Below are 16,921 nucleotides of genomic sequence, written 5' to 3'. Positions count from 1 at the left end.
GCAGTGAAGGTGGTACGACCCGGGTAATGGACAAGACATGGCGATTTCGACAACCCACCTGCTGATCATCGTGCTGGCGCCGCTGCTGGGCGCGATCGTGGCCGGCTTCTTTGGCCGCCAGGTCGGCCGCGCCGGCGCGCACACGGTCACGATCCTCGGGGTCGCGATCAGCTGCGCCCTGTCGGGCTACGTGCTGTGGCAGCTGGTGGGGCAGGGCGCGCCACCGCTCAACGAGAACCTCTACACCTTCTTCGAGGTGGGCCGGTATTCGGCGCACGTCGGCTTCCTGGTCGACAACCTGACCGCGATGATGATGGTGGTGGTGACCTTCGTCTCGCTGCTGGTGCATGTCTACACCGTCGGCTACATGGCCGAGGATCCGGACTACCAGCGCTTCTTCAGCTACATCTCGCTGTTCACCTTCGCCATGCTCATGCTGGTGATGAGCAACAACTTCCTGCAGCTGTTCTTCGGCTGGGAAGCGGTGGGCCTGGTGTCGTACCTGCTGATCGGCTTCTGGTTCAAGCGCCCGACCGCCGTGTTCGCCAATCTCAAGGCGTTCCTGGTCAATCGCGTGGGCGACTTCGGTTTCCTGCTCGGCATCGCCGCGGTGATGTGGTACTTCGGCAGCCTCGACTACGCGACCGTGTTCGGGCGCGCCAGCGAGGTGCTGGACGGGCGCACCATCCAGATCTTCGGCAGCACCGAATGGTCGGTCGCCACGATGATCTGCATCTGCCTGTTCATCGGCGCCATGGGCAAGTCGGCGCAGGTGCCGCTGCACGTGTGGCTGCCCGACTCGATGGAAGGCCCGACCCCGATCTCGGCGCTGATCCACGCCGCCACGATGGTGACCGCGGGCATCTTCATGGTCGCGCGCATGTCGCCGATCTTCGAGCTCAGCCCCACGGCGCTGGACTTCGTGCTGTTCATCGGCGCCACGACCGCGTTCTTCACCGGCCTGATCGGCATGGTGCAGAACGACATCAAGCGCGTGGTCGCGTACTCGACCCTGTCGCAGCTGGGCTACATGACCGTCGCTCTCGGCGTGTCGGCCTACTCGGCGGCCGTGTACCACCTGATGACCCACGCCTTCTTCAAGGCACTGCTGTTCCTGGCCGCCGGCAGCGTGATCATCGGCATGCACCACGAGCAGGACATGCGCAAGATGGGCGGCCTGCGCAAGTACATGCCGATCACCTTCTGGACCACCCTGATCGGCACGCTGGCGCTGGTGGCGACGCCGTTCTTCAGCGGCTTCTACTCCAAGGACACCATCATCGAGGCGGCCAAGCTCGCCGCCGACGGCCGCGGCTGGGTCGGCAGCTACGGCTACTGGGCGGTGCTGCTGGGCGCATTCGTGACTTCGTTCTACAGCTTCCGCCTGCTGTACCTGACCTACTTCGGCGCGGAGCGTTTCCGCGATGTGCCGCAGTCGCATCCCGAGGCGCAGCACGGCCCGCTGGGCCAGGAAACCCGGCATGAGCCCTCGCACCTGGATGCGCATGGCCACCACGTGGACGACGACCACCATGGCGTGCACGAGCCGCATGAATCGCCATGGGTGGTGACCGTGCCACTGGTCCTGCTGGCGATTCCCTCGATCCTGATCGGTTTCTTCACCGCCGGGCCGATGCTGTTTGGCACCGACTGGAGCGGCCACGAGGAGACGACGCCGTTCTTCGCCGGGGCCATCGAGGTGCTCGCAGGCAACGACGTGATGGCGCAGCTCAAGGACACCCTGTGGCACGGCCCGGTGGCGTTCGCGCTGCACGGCTTGGTGGCGCCGGCGTTCTGGCTGAGCCTGGCCGGCTTCCTGCTGGCGACCCTGATGTACGTCTGGCGCCCGAGCCTCGCGCCGAAGGTGGCGCATGCGCTGCGCGGCCCGATCCGGGTGCTCGAGAACAAGTACGGCATGGACGACCTGTGGATCAAGGGCTTCGCCGGCGGCAGCCTGCTGCTGGGCCGCGGCTCGCGCGAGGTGGACAGCAAGTTGATCGACGGCGTGTTCGTCAACGGCGCCGCCAGGCTTGTCGATTTCACCGCCGGGCTCGTCCGCCGCATGCAGACCGGATACCTCTACCACTACGCATTCGCGATGATCGTCGGCCTGATCGTGCTCCTGGCCGTCCTGATCCGCTATTGGACCTGACCCCGTGCAGAACTGGCCCCTCCTCAGTCTCCTGATCTGGCTGCCGATCCTCGGCGGTGCCGCCGTGTTCGCGCTGGGCGACACACGCGCCGCGGCCGCACGCTGGCTTGCGCTGGCCATCGCGCTGGTGGTGTTCGCGCTCAGCCTGCCGCTGTTCACCGGCTTCGACTATGCCGCCACCGGGCTGCAGTTCCTCGAGCGGCGCGCGTGGATCCCCGCCTATGACATCCAGTACCACCTGGGCGCCGACGGCATCTCGATCGCGCTGATCATCCTCACTGCGCTGACCACCGCGCTGGTGCTGGTGGGCGCCTGGACATCGATCGACCGGCGCGTGAGCCAGTACTTTGGTTCGATGCTGGTCCTCGAGGGCCTGATGATCGGCGTGTTCTCGGCCGTGGACGCGCTGCTGTTCTACGTGTTCTTTGAGGCCATGCTGATCCCGATGTTCATCATCATCGGTGTCTGGGGCGGCCCGCGGCGCGTGTACGCGGCGATCAAGTTCTTCCTGTACACGTTCCTCGGCTCGATCTTCATGCTGGTCGGCCTGATCTACCTGTACCTGAAGGCGGGCAGCTGGCAGTTGCCGGACCTGTACGCGCTGCGGCTGACCTCGACCGAGCAGATGTGGCTGTTCTTCGCCTTCCTCGCCGCGTTTGCGGTGAAGGTCCCGATGTTCCCGGTGCACACCTGGCTTCCGGACGCGCACGTCGAGGCGCCGACCGGTGGCTCGGTGATCCTGGCGGCAATCATGCTGAAGATCGGCGGCTACGGCTTCCTGCGCTTCAGCCTGCCGATCACGCCCGACGCCGGCCACGAATGGGCCTGGCTGGTGATCGCGCTGTCGCTGATCGCAGTGGTGTACGTGGGCCTGGTGGCGCTGGTCCAGGAGGACATGAAGAAGCTCATCGCGTACTCCTCGGTCGCGCACATGGGCTTTGTGACCCTGGGTATGTTCATCGCCTTCGCGCTGGTGCGCGACGTGAGCGGCGGCGAGGATGCCGCACGCCTGGGCCTGCAGGGCGCGATGGTGCAGATGATCTCGCACGGCTTCATCTCCGGCGCGATGTTCTCCTGCGTCGGCGTGCTCTACGACCGCATGCACACGCGCATGATCCGCGACTACGGCGGCGTGGCCAACGTGATGCCGTGGTTCACCTTCTTCTTCGTGCTGTTCGCGATGGCCAACTCGGGCCTGCCGGGCACCTCGGGTTTCGTCGGCGAGTTCATGGTGGTCTTGGCCAGCTTCCAGCACCATCCGATGATCGCGTTCACCGCCGCGCTGACCTTGATCATCGGCGCCGGCTACTCGCTGTGGCTGGTCAAGCGGGTGATGTTCGGCGAGGTAGGCAATGCGCACGTGGCCGAGCTCAAGGACATCAACGCACGCGAGTGGATCGTGCTGGGCACGTTCGCGTTCGGCACGCTGCTGATCGGCGTATGGCCCAAGCCGCTGATCGACCTGATGGACCCGGCGATCGCCGAGCTGGCGGCCCACATCGCGGCGAGCAAGCTGTGAGCCGGTCCCGGACCATGCATCGGTTGGTGGGTGGAGACAGGGTGGCCCGCGTGGCCGCCGAGGACTGCATGAAGTGATTACGACCGCGATGACGCCCCCTCCCGTACGTTCCTTGGCCGAGCTCGCGCCGATGGCGCCCGAACTGCTCGTGGTCTTCGGCGCGTTTGCGCTGCTGATGCTCGACCTGTTCCTGGACGACCGCCGCCGCGTGGTCACCCATGCGCTCGCGATGACCACTTTGCTGGCAGCCGCGGCGATGGTCTGGTTCGACGTCGGCGGACACGGCACCGTGCTCGCCGGCATGTTCGTGCGCGACGAAGGCGCGGACGTGATGAAGCTGGTGCTGCTGCTGGTCAGCGCGCTGGCGATGGCCTACATCTGGCCGTTCCTGCGCGAGCGCGGCCTGTACAAGGGCGAAGTGGCGGTGCTGGTGCTGTTCGCGGTGGCCGGCATGATGTTGCTGGTCTCGGCCGGCAACATGACCATGGTCTACGTGGGCCTGGAGCTGCTGGCGCTGTGCTCGTACGCGCTGGTCGCGACCGACCGCGACAGCCCGCTGGGTTCCGAGGCGGCGATGAAGTACTTCGTGCTCGGCTCGCTGGCCTCGGGCCTGTTGCTGTACGGCATGACCCTGGTCTACGGCGCCACCGGCACGCTCGACCTCACTGAAATCCGTGACGCGGCCGTTGCCGTGTCCGGCACGGACAAGACGCTGCTGCTCACCGGCACGGTGTTCGTGGTGGTCGGCATCGCCTTCAAGTTCGGCGCGGTGCCGTTCCACATGTGGCTGCCCGACACCTATCACGGCGCGCCCACGCCGATCACACTGTTCATCGGCTCCGCGCCCAAGATCGCCGCGTTCGGCATGACCTGGCGCATGCTCGACCTCGCGCTGGGCCCGGTCTACGAACAGAGCCAACTGCTGCTGGCGGTGCTGGCGGCGCTGTCGCTGGGAGTGGGCAACCTGTTTGCGATCGCGCAGAGCAACCTCAAGCGCATGCTGGCGTACTCGACGATCTCGCACGTGGGCTTCATGTTCATGGGCCTGGCCGCCGGCGGCGCCGAGGGCTACGCGGCGGCGCTGTTCTATGCGATCAGCTACGCGATCATGTCGGCCGCCGCGTTCGGCGCGATCGTGATGCTGTCGCGGCAGGGCTTCGAGGCCGACCGCATCGAGGACTTCCGTGGGCTGAACGCACGCAACCCCTGGATGGCGGGCCTGGTGCTGCTGATCATGGCCTCGCTGGCCGGCGTGCCAGTGCTGCTGGGCTTCTGGGCCAAGGTCGCGGTGCTGCGCGCGGCGCTCGAGGCCGACCTGCTGTGGCTGGTGATCGTGGGCATCGTGTTCGCTGTGATCGGCGCGTTCTACTACCTGCGCGTGATCAAGGTGATGTACTTCGACCAGCCGTCCGGCGAGCCGGTGACGGTGCGCGGCGGCGCGCTGCAGGCGGTGTTCTCGATCAACGCGCTGGCGCTGCTGGGCCTGGGCCTGTTCTGGAGCCCGATCATGGAGTGGTGCCAGCAGGCATTCGCCTGATCGTCCTTATCCTGTCGCAAAGATGCATGGGGGGGCTTGTCAAAACCGCCCAACATCTTCATAATTCCGCTTCTGATGCGGGGTGGAGCAGTCTGGCAGCTCGTCGGGCTCATAACCCGAAGGTCGCAGGTTCAAATCCTGCCCCCGCTACCAGTTTCATCGGACCACCGGAGGCGCTGAAGCCTCCGGATGGTGCCGGGAAACCGGGCTTCATCGAGGTCACTGCTTGCCTCGATGCCGAAATCCGGCTTTGGCCGGACATTCAGGACAAGGGGCCCCATCGGGCCCTTTGTTGTTTCCGGCGATCTGAAAGGTTCAACGACACGACGTGACAGACAAGGCGACACAGATCAGCACGCTGCTTGCGCCCACGGTGGAATCGCTGGGGCTGCAGCTGCTCGGCATCGAATACCTGTCCGCACCTGGCGGTGCGGTGCTGCGCCTGTATATCGACGTGCCGCAGGCCGAGGCGGCGACCAGGGTCGTGACGGTCGAGGACTGCGAGTCGGTCAGCCGCGAGGTGTCGGCGCAGCTCGACGTCGAGGATCCGATCACCGCCAACTACACGCTGGAAGTGTCTTCGCCGGGCGTCGACCGGCCGCTGTTCGATGTCGCGCAGTTCGCGCGCTTCGCCGGCGAACGCGCCAAGGTCGGGCTGAAGCTGCCGCAGGACGGCCGTCGCCGCCTGACCGGCACCATCGTGTCGGTCGACGCCGGGACGGTCGTGTTCGATGTCGATGGCGAGATGATCGAAGTGTCGGCGGACAATATCGACAAGGCTCGCCTGGTGCCGGACTGGGCTGCACTGGGCTATGCGCCCGCGCGTGAGCTGCCCGAGGGCGATGCGCGTCCCGGCAAGCCCGGGCGCAAGGCGGCGGGCCGCCGCGCGGCCAGGCCGCCGCGCGACTGATTTTCCGCCGCGCCGGCGTGGTCGTGCTGGCGCGGAACGAGGGACCGGGCACGGTGTGTCCGGGCGTGATGACAGGATCAAACCGGTTTTCAGAGGTTTTCAAACAGATGAGCAAAGAACTGTTGTTGGTGGTCGATGCGGTCGCCAACGAAAAGGGCGTACCGGAGTCGGTGATCCTGGAAGCGATCGAGGCCGCGCTGGCCACGGCGGCGAAGAAGCGCTATCTGGACCAGGACGTGCTGACCCGCGTGTCGATCGATTCCAAGGACGGAAACTACGAGACCTTCCGTCGCTGGGAGGTCGTGGCCGACGACGTGGTGATGGAGTCGCCCGACCGCCAGCTGCGCCTGATGGACGCCGTGGACGAGGTCGAGGGCGTCGAGGTCGGCGACTACATCGAAGAGCAGATCGAGAACGTCGACTTCGGGCGCATCGCCGCGCAGGCCGCCAAGCAGGTGATCGTGCAGCGCGTGCGCGAGGCCGAGCGCCAGCAGGTGGTGGACGCGTGGAAGGACCGCATCGGCGAACTGGTCACCGGCGTGGTCAAGCGCGTGGAGCGCGGCAACGTATTCATCGACCTGGGCGGCAACGCCGAGGCCTTCATCCCCAAGGACAAGGCGATCCCGCGCGACATCGTGCGCGCCGGCGACCGCATCCGCGGCTACCTGTTCGACGTGCGCAACGAGCCGCGCGGCCCGCAGCTGTTCATCAGCCGCGCCGCGCCCGAGTTCATGATGGAACTGTTCAAGCTCGAGGTCCCGGAAGTGGGCCAGGGCCTGGTCGAGATCAAGGGCTGCGCGCGTGATCCGGGCGACCGCGCCAAGATCGCGGTCATCGCCTACGACACCCGCACCGATCCGATCGGCGCCTGCATCGGCATGCGCGGTTCGCGCGTGCAGGCGGTGAGCAACGAACTCAACGGCGAGCGCGTGGACATCGTGCTGTGGTCGGACAACCCGCCGCAGTTCGTGATCAACGCGATGGCGCCGGCCGAGGTGCAGTCGATCGTCGTCGACGAGGACAAGCACTCGATGGACTTGGCGGTCGCCGAGGACAAGCTGGCCCAGGCGATCGGCAAGGGCGGGCAGAACGTGCGCCTGGCCAGCCGCCTCACGGGCTGGCAGCTGAACGTGATGACCCAGGACCAGGTGACCGCGAAGTCCGAGGCCGAGCAGGCCACGGCGCGCGCACTGTTCCAGGAAAAGCTCGAGGTCGACGAGGAGATCGCCGGCATCCTGGTGGCCGAAGGCTTCGGCACCGTCGAGGAGATCGCGTACGTGCCGGTCGGCGAGCTGCTGGCGGTGGAGGGCTTCGACGAGGACATCGTCGAGGAACTGCGCGCCCGCGCCCGCGACGCGCTGCTCAACGACGCGCTCGCGGTCGAGGAGGGGCTGGACGAGAACGCGCCGACCGAGGACCTGCTGGCCCTGGAAGGCATGGACGACGAAACCGCCTACGCGCTGGCCTCGCACGGTGTGCGAACCAGCGAAGAACTGTCCGACCTGGCGGCGGACGAAGTGCTTGAGTTCGGCATCGAAGGGCTGGACGGGGAACGCGCCGCAGCGCTGATCCTGGCCGCCCGCGCCGAAGAAATCGCACGCCTGGAGCGCGGCGAATGACCACGCGATGAACGCCGCCCTGCACAGGTCAGGGCTTGGAATCCGCGCTTCCCTTGCACTTGGCGAGGGGGCGCCAAACAGAGCATAGAATCCGAATGTCGCAACAAACCACCATCCGCAAGCTCGCCGCCCTGGTCAACACGCCGGTGGAGAAGCTGCTGGAACAGCTGTCCGAAGCGGGCATGGCGTTCACTGGTCCCGACCAGGTCGTCACCAGCACCGAAAAGGTCAAGCTGCTCGGCTTCCTGCGCCGCACCCACGGCAAGGCCGACAAGCCAGCCGAGGAAGCGGTTGCGCCGAAGAAGATCACGCTCAACCGCACGCGCAAGCAGGAACTCACCGTCGGCGGCGGCAAGAACCGCGCGACCGTCGACGTGGTGGTGCGCAGGAAGGTCACGCTGGTCAAGCCGACCAACGAGACCGCCAAGGGCGGCGGCGCTGGGGTGGACGACGAGCAGGCCGAGATCCTGCGCAAGCTCGAGGAGTCGCGCCAGCGCAACCTCTCCGAGCAGCAGCGCCTGGCCGAGGAAGACCAGCGCCGTGTCGACGCAGCGACCGAGATCAAGCGCCAGCAGGATGCCGAGGCCGAGCGGCTGCGCAAGGAGGCCGAACAGGCCGCCGGCGCTGGCACTGGCGCGGCGGAGCCCGATGCCGATGCGGCCGCGCGCAAGCCGGCCCACGGCCACGGCCATCCGAAGCCGCCGCCGCCGCGCGACGAGCGCGGCACCGGTCCCAAGCACAAGGGCAACCGCGGCTCGCACGCGATGGTGGCCGGTGTCGAGGACGACGAAAACACCGCCCGTTTCGCCGGCCAGCTGCACCTGAGCCCGACCGAGCGCGCGCGCCGCAGCACCAGCTCGCGCGGCAAGCCGAAGTCGCGTCGCCACGTGGAGCAGTCGCGCAGCGGCGCGGGCCCGCATGGCTTCGAACGCCCGACCGCACCGGTGGTGCGTGAAGTGGCGATCGGCGAGGCGATCACCGTGGCTGACCTGGCGCAGAGGCTCGCGCTCAAGGGCGGCGACGTGGTCAAGGCGCTGTTCAAGATGGGCGTGATGGCCACCATCACCCAGAGCATCGACCACGACACCGCGGTGCTGATCGTCGAAGAGCTCGGCCACAAGGCCGTCGCCGCCGAGAGCAACGACGCCGAGTCCGAGCTGCTGGCGCACGCCGTCGACACGCAGGGCGAGCAGGCCCAGCGTCCGCCGGTGGTCACGATCATGGGTCACGTCGACCACGGCAAGACCTCGCTGCTGGATTACATCCGCCGCACCAAGATCGCCACCGGCGAGGCCGGCGGCATCACCCAGCACATCGGCGCGTACCACGTCGAGACCAGCAAGGGCGTCATCAGCTTCCTCGATACCCCGGGCCACGCCGCGTTCAGTTCGATGCGCGCGCGCGGCGCCAAGCTGACCGACATCGTGGTGCTGGTGGTTGCGGCTGATGACGGCGTGATGCCGCAGACGATCGAGGCGATCCAGCATGCGAAGGCGGCGAAGGTGCCGCTGATCGTGGCGATCAACAAGGTCGACAAGTCCGACGCCGACCCCGAGCGGATCAAGAACGAGCTGCTGGCCCACGAACTCGTCGCCGAGGACTTCGGTGGCGACACGCAGATGGTCGAGCTGTCGGCCAAGACCGGCGATGGCGTGGACAACCTGCTCGACGCGATCCTGCTGCAGTCCGAGCTGCTGGAGCTTCGCGCCGTGGCCGACGGCCGCGCCTCGGGCACGGTCATCGAATCCTCGCTCGACAAGGGCCGCGGCCCGGTCGCGACGGTGCTGGTGCAGCAGGGCCTGCTGGAGAAGGGTGACTACCTGGTGTGCGGCGTGCAGTACGGGCGCGTGCGTGCCCTGTTCGACGAGACTGGCTCGCAGGTGGAGAATGCCGGTCCGTCCATCCCGGTACAGGTGCTCGGCCTGTCGGGCGTGCCCGATGCCGGCGACGATTTCGTCGTGGTCGCGGACGAGCGCCTGGCCAAGGACGTCGCCCAGCAGCGCGAGGCCAAGCGCCGCGAACTGCGCCTGGTGGCGCAGGCGGGCAACCGCATGGAAGACATCATCGCGCAGATGGGCAAGAGCGAGGCGCAGCTGCAGCTCAACCTGGTCATCAAGGCTGACGTGCAGGGTTCGGTGGAAGCACTGCGCCAGGCGCTGACCGCGCTGTCGAACGAGCAGATCCGCATCAACGTGATCGTCTCGGGCGTGGGCGGCATCACCGAGTCCGACGCCAACGCCGCGGCTACCGCCAAGGCCACGATCATCGGCTTCAACGTCCGCGCCGACGCCTCGGCGCGCAAGGTGATCGAGAACAGCGGCTTGGACCTGCGTTACTTCTCGATCATCTACGACGTGATCGACCAGGTGAAGCAGGTGGCATCCGGCCTGCTGGGCGTGGAAATCCGCGAAGAGATCATCGGCATCGCCGAGGTCCGCGACGTGTTCCGCAGCTCCAAGTTCGGCGCCGTCGCCGGTTCGATCGTGGTCGAGGGCGTGGTTCGCAAGAACCGCCCGATCCGCGTGCTGCGCGACAACACGGTGGTCTTCGAGGGCGAGCTGGAATCGCTGCGCCGCTTCAAGGAGAACGTCGAGGAAGTGCGCAACGGCACCGAGTGCGGCATCGCGGTGAAGGCCTACAACGACGTCAAGCCCGGCGACCAGATCGAGTGCTTCGAGCGCATCGAGGTCCAGCGGACGCTGTAAGCGTCCACCGGGAATGGAAAGCCGGGAACAGGGAACGGTGGCAGACAGCCACCGTTCCGACATCCCGGCTCCGGATCCGTTCCGGCGTTTCCCGCCCTTTCTCCCACATTCCCCAATCCCGGTTCCCCATTCACGATGACCAAGTCTTTCCACCGTACCGACCGCATCGCCGCGCAGCTCCGCAGGGAGCTCGGCACGCTGGTGCGCGAGGCGGTGGCCGAACACGGGCTGCCGTCGCTCAGCGTGTCGGATGTCGAGGTCTCGCGCGACATGGCGCACGCCAAGGTGTTCGTGACCGCGCTGGAAGCGGAGCGTGCGCTCGAGGCGGTGAAGGGGCTGCGCGCGGTCGCGCACGAGGTCCGCTTCCGCCTGGCGCGCGCGGTGAAGATGCGGCACGTGCCCGAGCTACATTTCCACTACGACGATTCGGTTGATCGCGGCGAGCGCATCGACCAGTTGCTGCGCGACCTGTAGTTCCTCGATCCTCTGTCATCCCGAGCGCAGCGAGGGATCTGCGCCCGCGCGAAAGGCAGATCCCTCGCTAAGCTCGGGATGACAATTTGCGCTTTCGGGACAAACAAATCACCGCGCCCCGCAATGACAAGGCCCGGACGAATTCCCCGGTTGTGAGTCGGCCTCCTACAATCACCCGATGACCTCCCGCCCACGCACGAAATTCCGCAAGCTCGACGGCATCCTGCTGTTCGACAAACCGCGTGGCCTGAGTTCCAACCAGGCACTGCAGCGGGTGCGCCATCTGTTCCGCGCCGAGAAGGCCGGCCACACCGGCAGCCTTGATCCGCTTGCGACCGGCCTGCTGCCGGTGTGCTTCGGCGAGGCGACCAAGATCGCGGGCGGCCTGCTCGGCGCGCGCAAGGCCTACGACACTGTCGCCCGCCTGGGCGTGGTCACCGACACCGACGATGCCGACGGCCAGCCGCTGCGCGAGCGGCCCGTGCCGATGCTGCGCATCCCGCGGATCGACCAGGCCCTGCACGTGCTGACCGGCCGCATCCAGCAGCGCCCGCCGATCTATTCGGCGCTCAAGCGCGGCGGCGAGCCGCTGTACGCGAAGGCGCGGCGTGGCGAGGTGGTGGAGGTCGAGCCGCGGCCGGTCGACGTGCACGAGTTCCGGCTGCAGTCGGCGGCCGACCTGCTCGACGACCTGAACGGCATTGCCCCTCAGCTGCGCCTGCATGTCGAATGCGGCTCGGGGACCTACGTGCGCAGCCTGGTGCGCGACCTGGGCGAGGACCTGGGCTGCGGCGCCCACGTGGTCGAGCTGCGACGGCTGTGGGTCGATCCGTTCAGGGATCCGCGGATGTGGACCCTGGACGAGCTGCAGGCGCTGGCCGCACGCGGGGAACGCAGCCTGCTGGCCTGCCTGCTGCCGCTGGAACAGGGCATGGCCTCGTGGCCACCGGTCGAGCTGGACGACGCGCAGGCGCGGCGCCTGGGCCGGGGGCAGGTCGTGAACGGAGATTTCCACCCCGCCGGAGGCGTGGCGGTGTTCGGCCCGGACGGACGCGCGCTGGGGCTGGGCGAGGTGGCGGACGGCGCGCTGCGCGCGAAGCGGCTGTTCACATGGGCCAGCGAGGCAGCAGCCGGCGACGCGCGCTGAGCTTGTCCGGCCGGTCCGGAGCCGCTACAATTCCACGGCTTTTTCAAGCACTTCCAACAGCAGATCGATCCAGCACGGGCTGGCCATTCCGGCCTTCCCATCATCCCCATGACGAACCCTTGTGGTACGCGCCGACACCAACAATGCGGCGACGTGATCTGCGGGTTTCGTGACCAGAGGCAATCATGTCCATCGACAACAACCAGATCATCCAGGAACACGCGCGCGCCGCCAACGACACCGGTTCGCCGGAAGTGCAGGTGGCCCTGCTCACCGCACGCATCGTGCACCTGACCGAACACTTCAAGACGCACAAGAAGGACCACCACAGCCGGCGCGGCCTGCTGATGATGGTCAACCGCCGCCGCAGCCTGCTCGACTACCTGCATCGCAAGGACGCTGCGCGCTACAGGGCCCTGATCGAGAAGCTCGGCCTGCGTCGCTAAGCCGGAACACCGCCGCGGCGCAGTGATGCGCCGCGGTTCTTTTTTTGGCCGTGGTGGACGCGGCCACCCGACCGGGACAGGGGTCCTGGCCGGTCCATCGAAAGAGTCATCCCAAGGAATCCCCAAGTGGCAAAAGTGACCAAGAGCTTCCAGTACGGCGACCGCACCATCACCCTTGAAACCGGCGAGATCGCGCGCCAGGCCGGCGGCGCGGTGATGGTTTCGTGCGAGGGCACCGTGCTGCTGGTCAGCGCCGTTGCCAACAAGACCGCGCGCGAGGGGCAGGACTTCTTCCCGCTCACCGTGGATTACCAGGAGAAGTTCTACGCCGGTGGCCGGATCCCCGGCGGCTTCTTCAAGCGCGAAGGTCGCCAGACCGAGAAGGAAACGCTGATCTCGCGCCTGATCGACCGCCCGATCCGTCCGCTGTTCCCGGACGGCTTCCGCAATGAAGTCCAGATCATCGCCACCGTGATGTCGATGAACCCGGAAGTCGATGGCGACATCCTCGCCCTGCTCGGCGCCTCGGCCGCGCTGTCGCTGTCGGGCGCGCCGTTCGACGGCCCCATCGGCGCCGCCAAGGTCGGCTACAAGGCTGGCCAGTACGTGGTCAACCCGACCGTCAGCGAGCTGGCCGATTCGGAGCTCGAGCTGGTCGTCGCCGGCACCGCCAACGCAGTGCTGATGGTCGAGTCCGAAGCCAAGGAGCTGTCGGAAGACGTGATGCTCGGCGCGGTGATGTTCGGCCACCAGCAGATGCAGGTCGCGATCGCCACGATCAACGAGCTGGTTGCCGAAGCCGGCAAGCCGAAGTGGACCTGGAGCGCGCCGGCTGCCGACGAAGGCATCGTCAGCGCCATTCGCACCGCCGTGGGCGACCAGCTCGCGGCCGCGTTCCAGGTGCGCGACAAGCTCGAGCGCAAGGACGCCATCTCCACCGTCAAGAAGGCCATCCTGAACGCGCTGGCCCCCGAGGCGGAGACCAAGGCGTGGACCGCCGGCGACCTCTCGAAGGAGTTCGGCGAGCAGGAATACCAGACGATGCGCGACTCGGTCCTCAAGACCAAGATCCGCATCGACGGCCGCGCGCTCGACACCGTGCGCCCGATCGCCAGCCGCGTCGGCATCCTGCCGCGCGTGCACGGCTCCTCGCTGTTCACCCGCGGCGAGACCCAGGCCATCGTGGCCGTGACCCTCGGCACCGCGCGCGATGGCCAGATCATCGATGCCGTCGCCGGCGAGTACAAGGAACACTTCCTGTTCCACTACAACTTCCCCCCCTACTCGGTGGGTGAAGCCGGCCGCATGATGGGCCCGAAGCGTCGCGAGATCGGCCACGGCCGCCTCGCCAAGCGCGGCGTGCTGGCAGTGATGCCGACGATGGAAGCATTCCCGTACACCATCCGCGTGGTCTCGGAGATCACCGAGTCCAACGGTTCCTCGTCGATGGCGTCGGTGTGCGGTTCGTCGCTGGCGCTGATGGACGCGGGCGTGCCGATCAAGGCGCCGGTCGCCGGCATCGCGATGGGCCTGGTGAAGGAAGGCGACGACTTCGTCGTGCTGTCCGACATCCTCGGCGACGAGGATCACCTCGGCGACATGGACTTCAAGGTCGCCGGCACCGCGAGCGGCATCTCCGCGCTGCAGATGGACATCAAGATCCAGGGCATCACCGAGGAGATCATGAAGGTCGCGCTGGCCCAGGCCAAGCAGGGCCGCCTGCACATCCTCAAGGAAATGGAAGCCGCGCTGACCGCGCCGCGTTCGGAGCTGAGCGAGTTCGCGCCGCGCCTGATCACGATCAAGATCCACCCCGACAAGATCCGCGAAGTGATCGGCAAGGGTGGCTCGGTGATCCAGGCGATCACCAAGGAAACCGGCACCCAGATCGACATCCAGGACGACGGCACCATCACCATCGCCTCGGTCAACGCCGTGGCCGGCCAGGCCGCCAAGGACCGCATCGAGCAGATCACCTCCGACGTGGAGCCGGGCCGCATCTACGAGGGCAAGGTCGCCAAGATCATGGACTTCGGCGCGTTCGTCACCATCTCGCCCGGAAAGGACGGGCTGGTGCACGTCTCGCAGATCTCCAATGACCGCGTCGAGAAGGTCAGCGACGTGCTCAAGGAAGGCGACGTGGTGAAGGTCAAGGTGCTGGAAGTCGACAAGCAGGGCCGCATCCGCCTGTCGATGAAGGCCATCGAAGAAGGCGAGGGCGTGTCGGCCGAATAAGCCGGCAACGTTCGCGTCAAGGAAAGGCGGGCTTCGGCCCGCCTTTTTCTTTGGTTCTTTCCCAATCAAGGGAGAAGGTGGGCACGATTGCTTGAAGTCCCGCGGGCTTCGGATAGACGCCGCGCCCTGTCGACCGGGAATCGCTTTTCGCTCGGTCAGGGCCGCTGCGCGGTCCAGCCCGGCGCAGCGCGCCGGGCGCTCGCGTGGATGCGCGGCATGCCGCGCAAGCCATCCACGCTCTCCCTGCCCTGACTCACGCGCAAAACATCCATGTTTTGCTTGCCGCGATCCCCGGTCGCCAGGGCACGGCTCACTGCGACGGGTGCTGCGATGCTTCGGTGGGAGCTTTTTTCGAAGCACGTCAGTGACTGGGCGATGGTCGTTCCGGGGCGGGGGTTGCGGAAAGCAGCGCATGGATGCGCTGCGGCGGCGAGTCAGCCATGGATGGCTGACCGAGCCGGGGAGCAACCCCCGCCCCGGGACGACTCCGACCGAAGGCTATCCAATAGGCTGCGCATCCGAGAGCAGATGTCTCCCTGCGGTCGACATGACAGCCAGACTTTCCTGGTGCGGCCCGCCGGGGCGCCACACGGCACGGGCCGCGTACAAATGACGCAGGCGCCTACAGCCGGTGCTGCTGCATCAGCCGGTAGAGCTTCAACCGCAGGCGCAGCAACGGCTGCGAGATGCGGGTGGGCATCCGCACCGTGCCGCGGCGATGGCGGATCGGTCCCGTGACTGTCGAGGCGGTTTCAGCAGGGCCCGTCGACGCGGCGGATGGCGTGTGGATATTGGACAGCGCCGGCTGCGGTACCTGCCGCGCGGGTGCCGACGCCGAGGCCGCCGCCGCCGCCGCGCCTGCGGCGGCGAACATGCCCAGCGTGCTGTAGCCGCTGTAGCCGGGAAACACCTCGGCCGTGCGGGTGTGCCCCATGCGCGCGCGCAGCAGTTCGGTGAAGACGCGGCGGAAGTCGGTGGTCACCGGCACGTCGCCGAAGTGCGGCGAGAGGATTTCCGGATGCAGCCCGGGCCAGCTGCCGTAGAAGCGTCGCCCGTTCACCGGGCCACCCATCACCAGCAGCGGGTTGCCGTAACCGTGGTCGGTGCCGCCGCTGCCGTTCTCGCGCACGCGTCGGCCGAATTCCGACTGCACGACCACCGTCACCCGCCCCATCTCACCGGTCGCCGCAAGTTCGCCATAGAAGGCCGCCAGCGCCTGCGACAGCTCCCCCACGCGCCCGTGGAAATAGCCGCCGCCGCTGTTGCCCTGGCTCTCGTGCGTATCCCAGCCGCCCACGTCGACGGCCGCATAGCGCAGGCCGAGGTTGAAGCGGATCGACTGCGCCACCGTCCACAGCTGGCGGGCGAAGGTCGTGGTCGGCCACGCGGTCGGCAGGGTTGCGTTGTAGGCCTGCCGCGCGACCGTGCGCAGTGCGCCGTCGGCAGCCCGGCCGCTGTGTTCCACCCCCACGTTGCCCTGCCACATGCTGGCCAGCGTCTCGTTCACGCCCTTGAAGCCCGTGGGCGAGCCGTCGCGCACGCGCTGCCAGGCATAGGAACCCGAGTTGAGGTCGAAGTCGGTGGGACTGCCCATGGTCAGGGCCTGAGTGGCGCCGAGCAGGTTGGCGGGCATGCGGCTGTTGGCCGCCAGCGCCGGCATGACCACTGACGACGAAGCGCCCGGCTGCGTCTCCCAGGCGCGGGCGATCCAGCCGGTACCGTTGCCCTTGTTGCCGGGCGTGCCGAAGTCCAGGTACTGCTGCGCGTCGAAATGGCTGCGCGTGACCGTGGTCTGCATGCCGCAACAGTGGACGATGGCGAGCCTGCCGTCGGCCCAGACGTCGCGCAGCCCGGTAGCTGCTGCGTGCAGGCCGAAGCCGGTGGCCGAACCGTTGGCCAGGGTGAGCGGCAGCGCGGCGTTCTCGCCGCTGACCGGCACTTGGATATCCGGACGCGCCTGCTGGTAGTGGTCGCGGTCGTTGCCCGAGATAGGCACGACGAGGTTGAGCCCGTCGATGCCACCGCGCAGGAACACGTGGACGATGGTGTCGTAGCTGTTGACGGCTGCGTGCGCGTTGTTGCCGAAGAACAATGCGGGAGCCGCGGCGCCAACCGCGGCAGTGGCGCAGCAACCCTTCAGGAAGCCGCGGCGATCGAGTTCGATGGTCATGGTCTCG

Annotated in this window: 11 protein-coding genes and 1 tRNA gene; 11 read left to right on the top strand and 1 reads right to left on the bottom strand. The window is 67.3% G+C overall.

The features are described from left to right. Positions 1–37 precede the first annotated feature (37 nt). The 11 genes from nuoL to pnp all read left to right on the top strand — a co-directional run bounded on the left by nuoL (position 38) and on the right by pnp (position 14,744). Entirely contained in the window at positions 38–2,152 is a 2,115-nt protein-coding gene (gene nuoL / locus ACW5DW_RS15015; protein WP_457019995.1) for an NADH-quinone oxidoreductase subunit L, read from the top strand. A gap of 4 nt (positions 2,153–2,156) precedes the next feature. Further along, complete coding sequence (locus tag ACW5DW_RS15010; protein ID WP_457019994.1) at positions 2,157–3,671, top strand: NADH-quinone oxidoreductase subunit M; 1,515 nt, start codon at positions 2,157–2,159, stop codon at positions 3,669–3,671. Between the two features lie 88 nt (positions 3,672–3,759). Further along, positions 3,760–5,208, top strand: a complete 1,449-nt coding sequence (gene nuoN / locus ACW5DW_RS15005) for an NADH-quinone oxidoreductase subunit NuoN (RefSeq protein ID WP_457019993.1) — start codon at positions 3,760–3,762, stop codon at positions 5,206–5,208. Positions 5,209–5,284: 76 nt separating this feature from the next. Continuing rightward, positions 5,285–5,361: transfer RNA gene (locus ACW5DW_RS15000), tRNA-Met, on the top strand. A gap of 175 nt (positions 5,362–5,536) precedes the next feature. Further along, a complete protein-coding gene (rimP, locus tag ACW5DW_RS14995; protein WP_457019991.1) occupies positions 5,537–6,118 on the top strand; it encodes a ribosome maturation factor RimP in 582 nt (193 codons plus the stop codon). Positions 6,119–6,225: 107 nt separating this feature from the next. After that, positions 6,226–7,737, top strand: coding sequence for a transcription termination factor NusA (gene nusA / locus ACW5DW_RS14990; RefSeq protein ID WP_457019989.1), 1,512 nt, complete (start codon positions 6,226–6,228; stop codon positions 7,735–7,737). 95 nt (positions 7,738–7,832) lie between these two features. Beyond that, on the top strand, positions 7,833–10,442 hold the full coding sequence (gene infB / locus ACW5DW_RS14985) for a translation initiation factor IF-2 (protein ID WP_457019988.1): 2,610 nt from the start codon (positions 7,833–7,835) through the stop codon (positions 10,440–10,442). Between the two features lie 135 nt (positions 10,443–10,577). After that, positions 10,578–10,916: a 30S ribosome-binding factor RbfA gene (gene rbfA, locus ACW5DW_RS14980; protein ID WP_457019986.1), complete on the top strand. Its 339-nt coding sequence runs from the start codon at positions 10,578–10,580 to the stop codon at positions 10,914–10,916. Positions 10,917–11,094: 178 nt separating this feature from the next. Further along, on the top strand, positions 11,095–12,063 hold the full coding sequence (gene truB / locus ACW5DW_RS14975; protein WP_457019984.1) for a tRNA pseudouridine(55) synthase TruB: 969 nt from the start codon (positions 11,095–11,097) through the stop codon (positions 12,061–12,063). Positions 12,064–12,248: 185 nt separating this feature from the next. After that, positions 12,249–12,509, top strand: a complete 261-nt coding sequence (gene rpsO, locus ACW5DW_RS14970; RefSeq protein WP_457019982.1) for a 30S ribosomal protein S15 — start codon at positions 12,249–12,251, stop codon at positions 12,507–12,509. A 126-nt stretch (positions 12,510–12,635) separates the two neighbouring features. Continuing rightward, on the top strand, positions 12,636–14,744 hold the full coding sequence (pnp, locus tag ACW5DW_RS14965; protein WP_457019980.1) for a polyribonucleotide nucleotidyltransferase: 2,109 nt from the start codon (positions 12,636–12,638) through the stop codon (positions 14,742–14,744). Between the two features lie 622 nt (positions 14,745–15,366). Here the strand turns inward: pnp and ACW5DW_RS14960 are convergent. Then, on the bottom strand, positions 15,367–16,914 hold the full coding sequence (locus ACW5DW_RS14960; protein ID WP_457019978.1) for a DUF1501 domain-containing protein: 1,548 nt from the start codon (positions 16,912–16,914) through the stop codon (positions 15,367–15,369). Positions 16,915–16,921: the final 7 nt, after the last annotated feature.

This window comes from Luteimonas sp. A482, assembly GCF_054072655.1.
The sequence above is the reverse complement of the archived record's forward strand: the minus strand, read 5'-3'. Positions and strand labels throughout refer to the sequence as shown.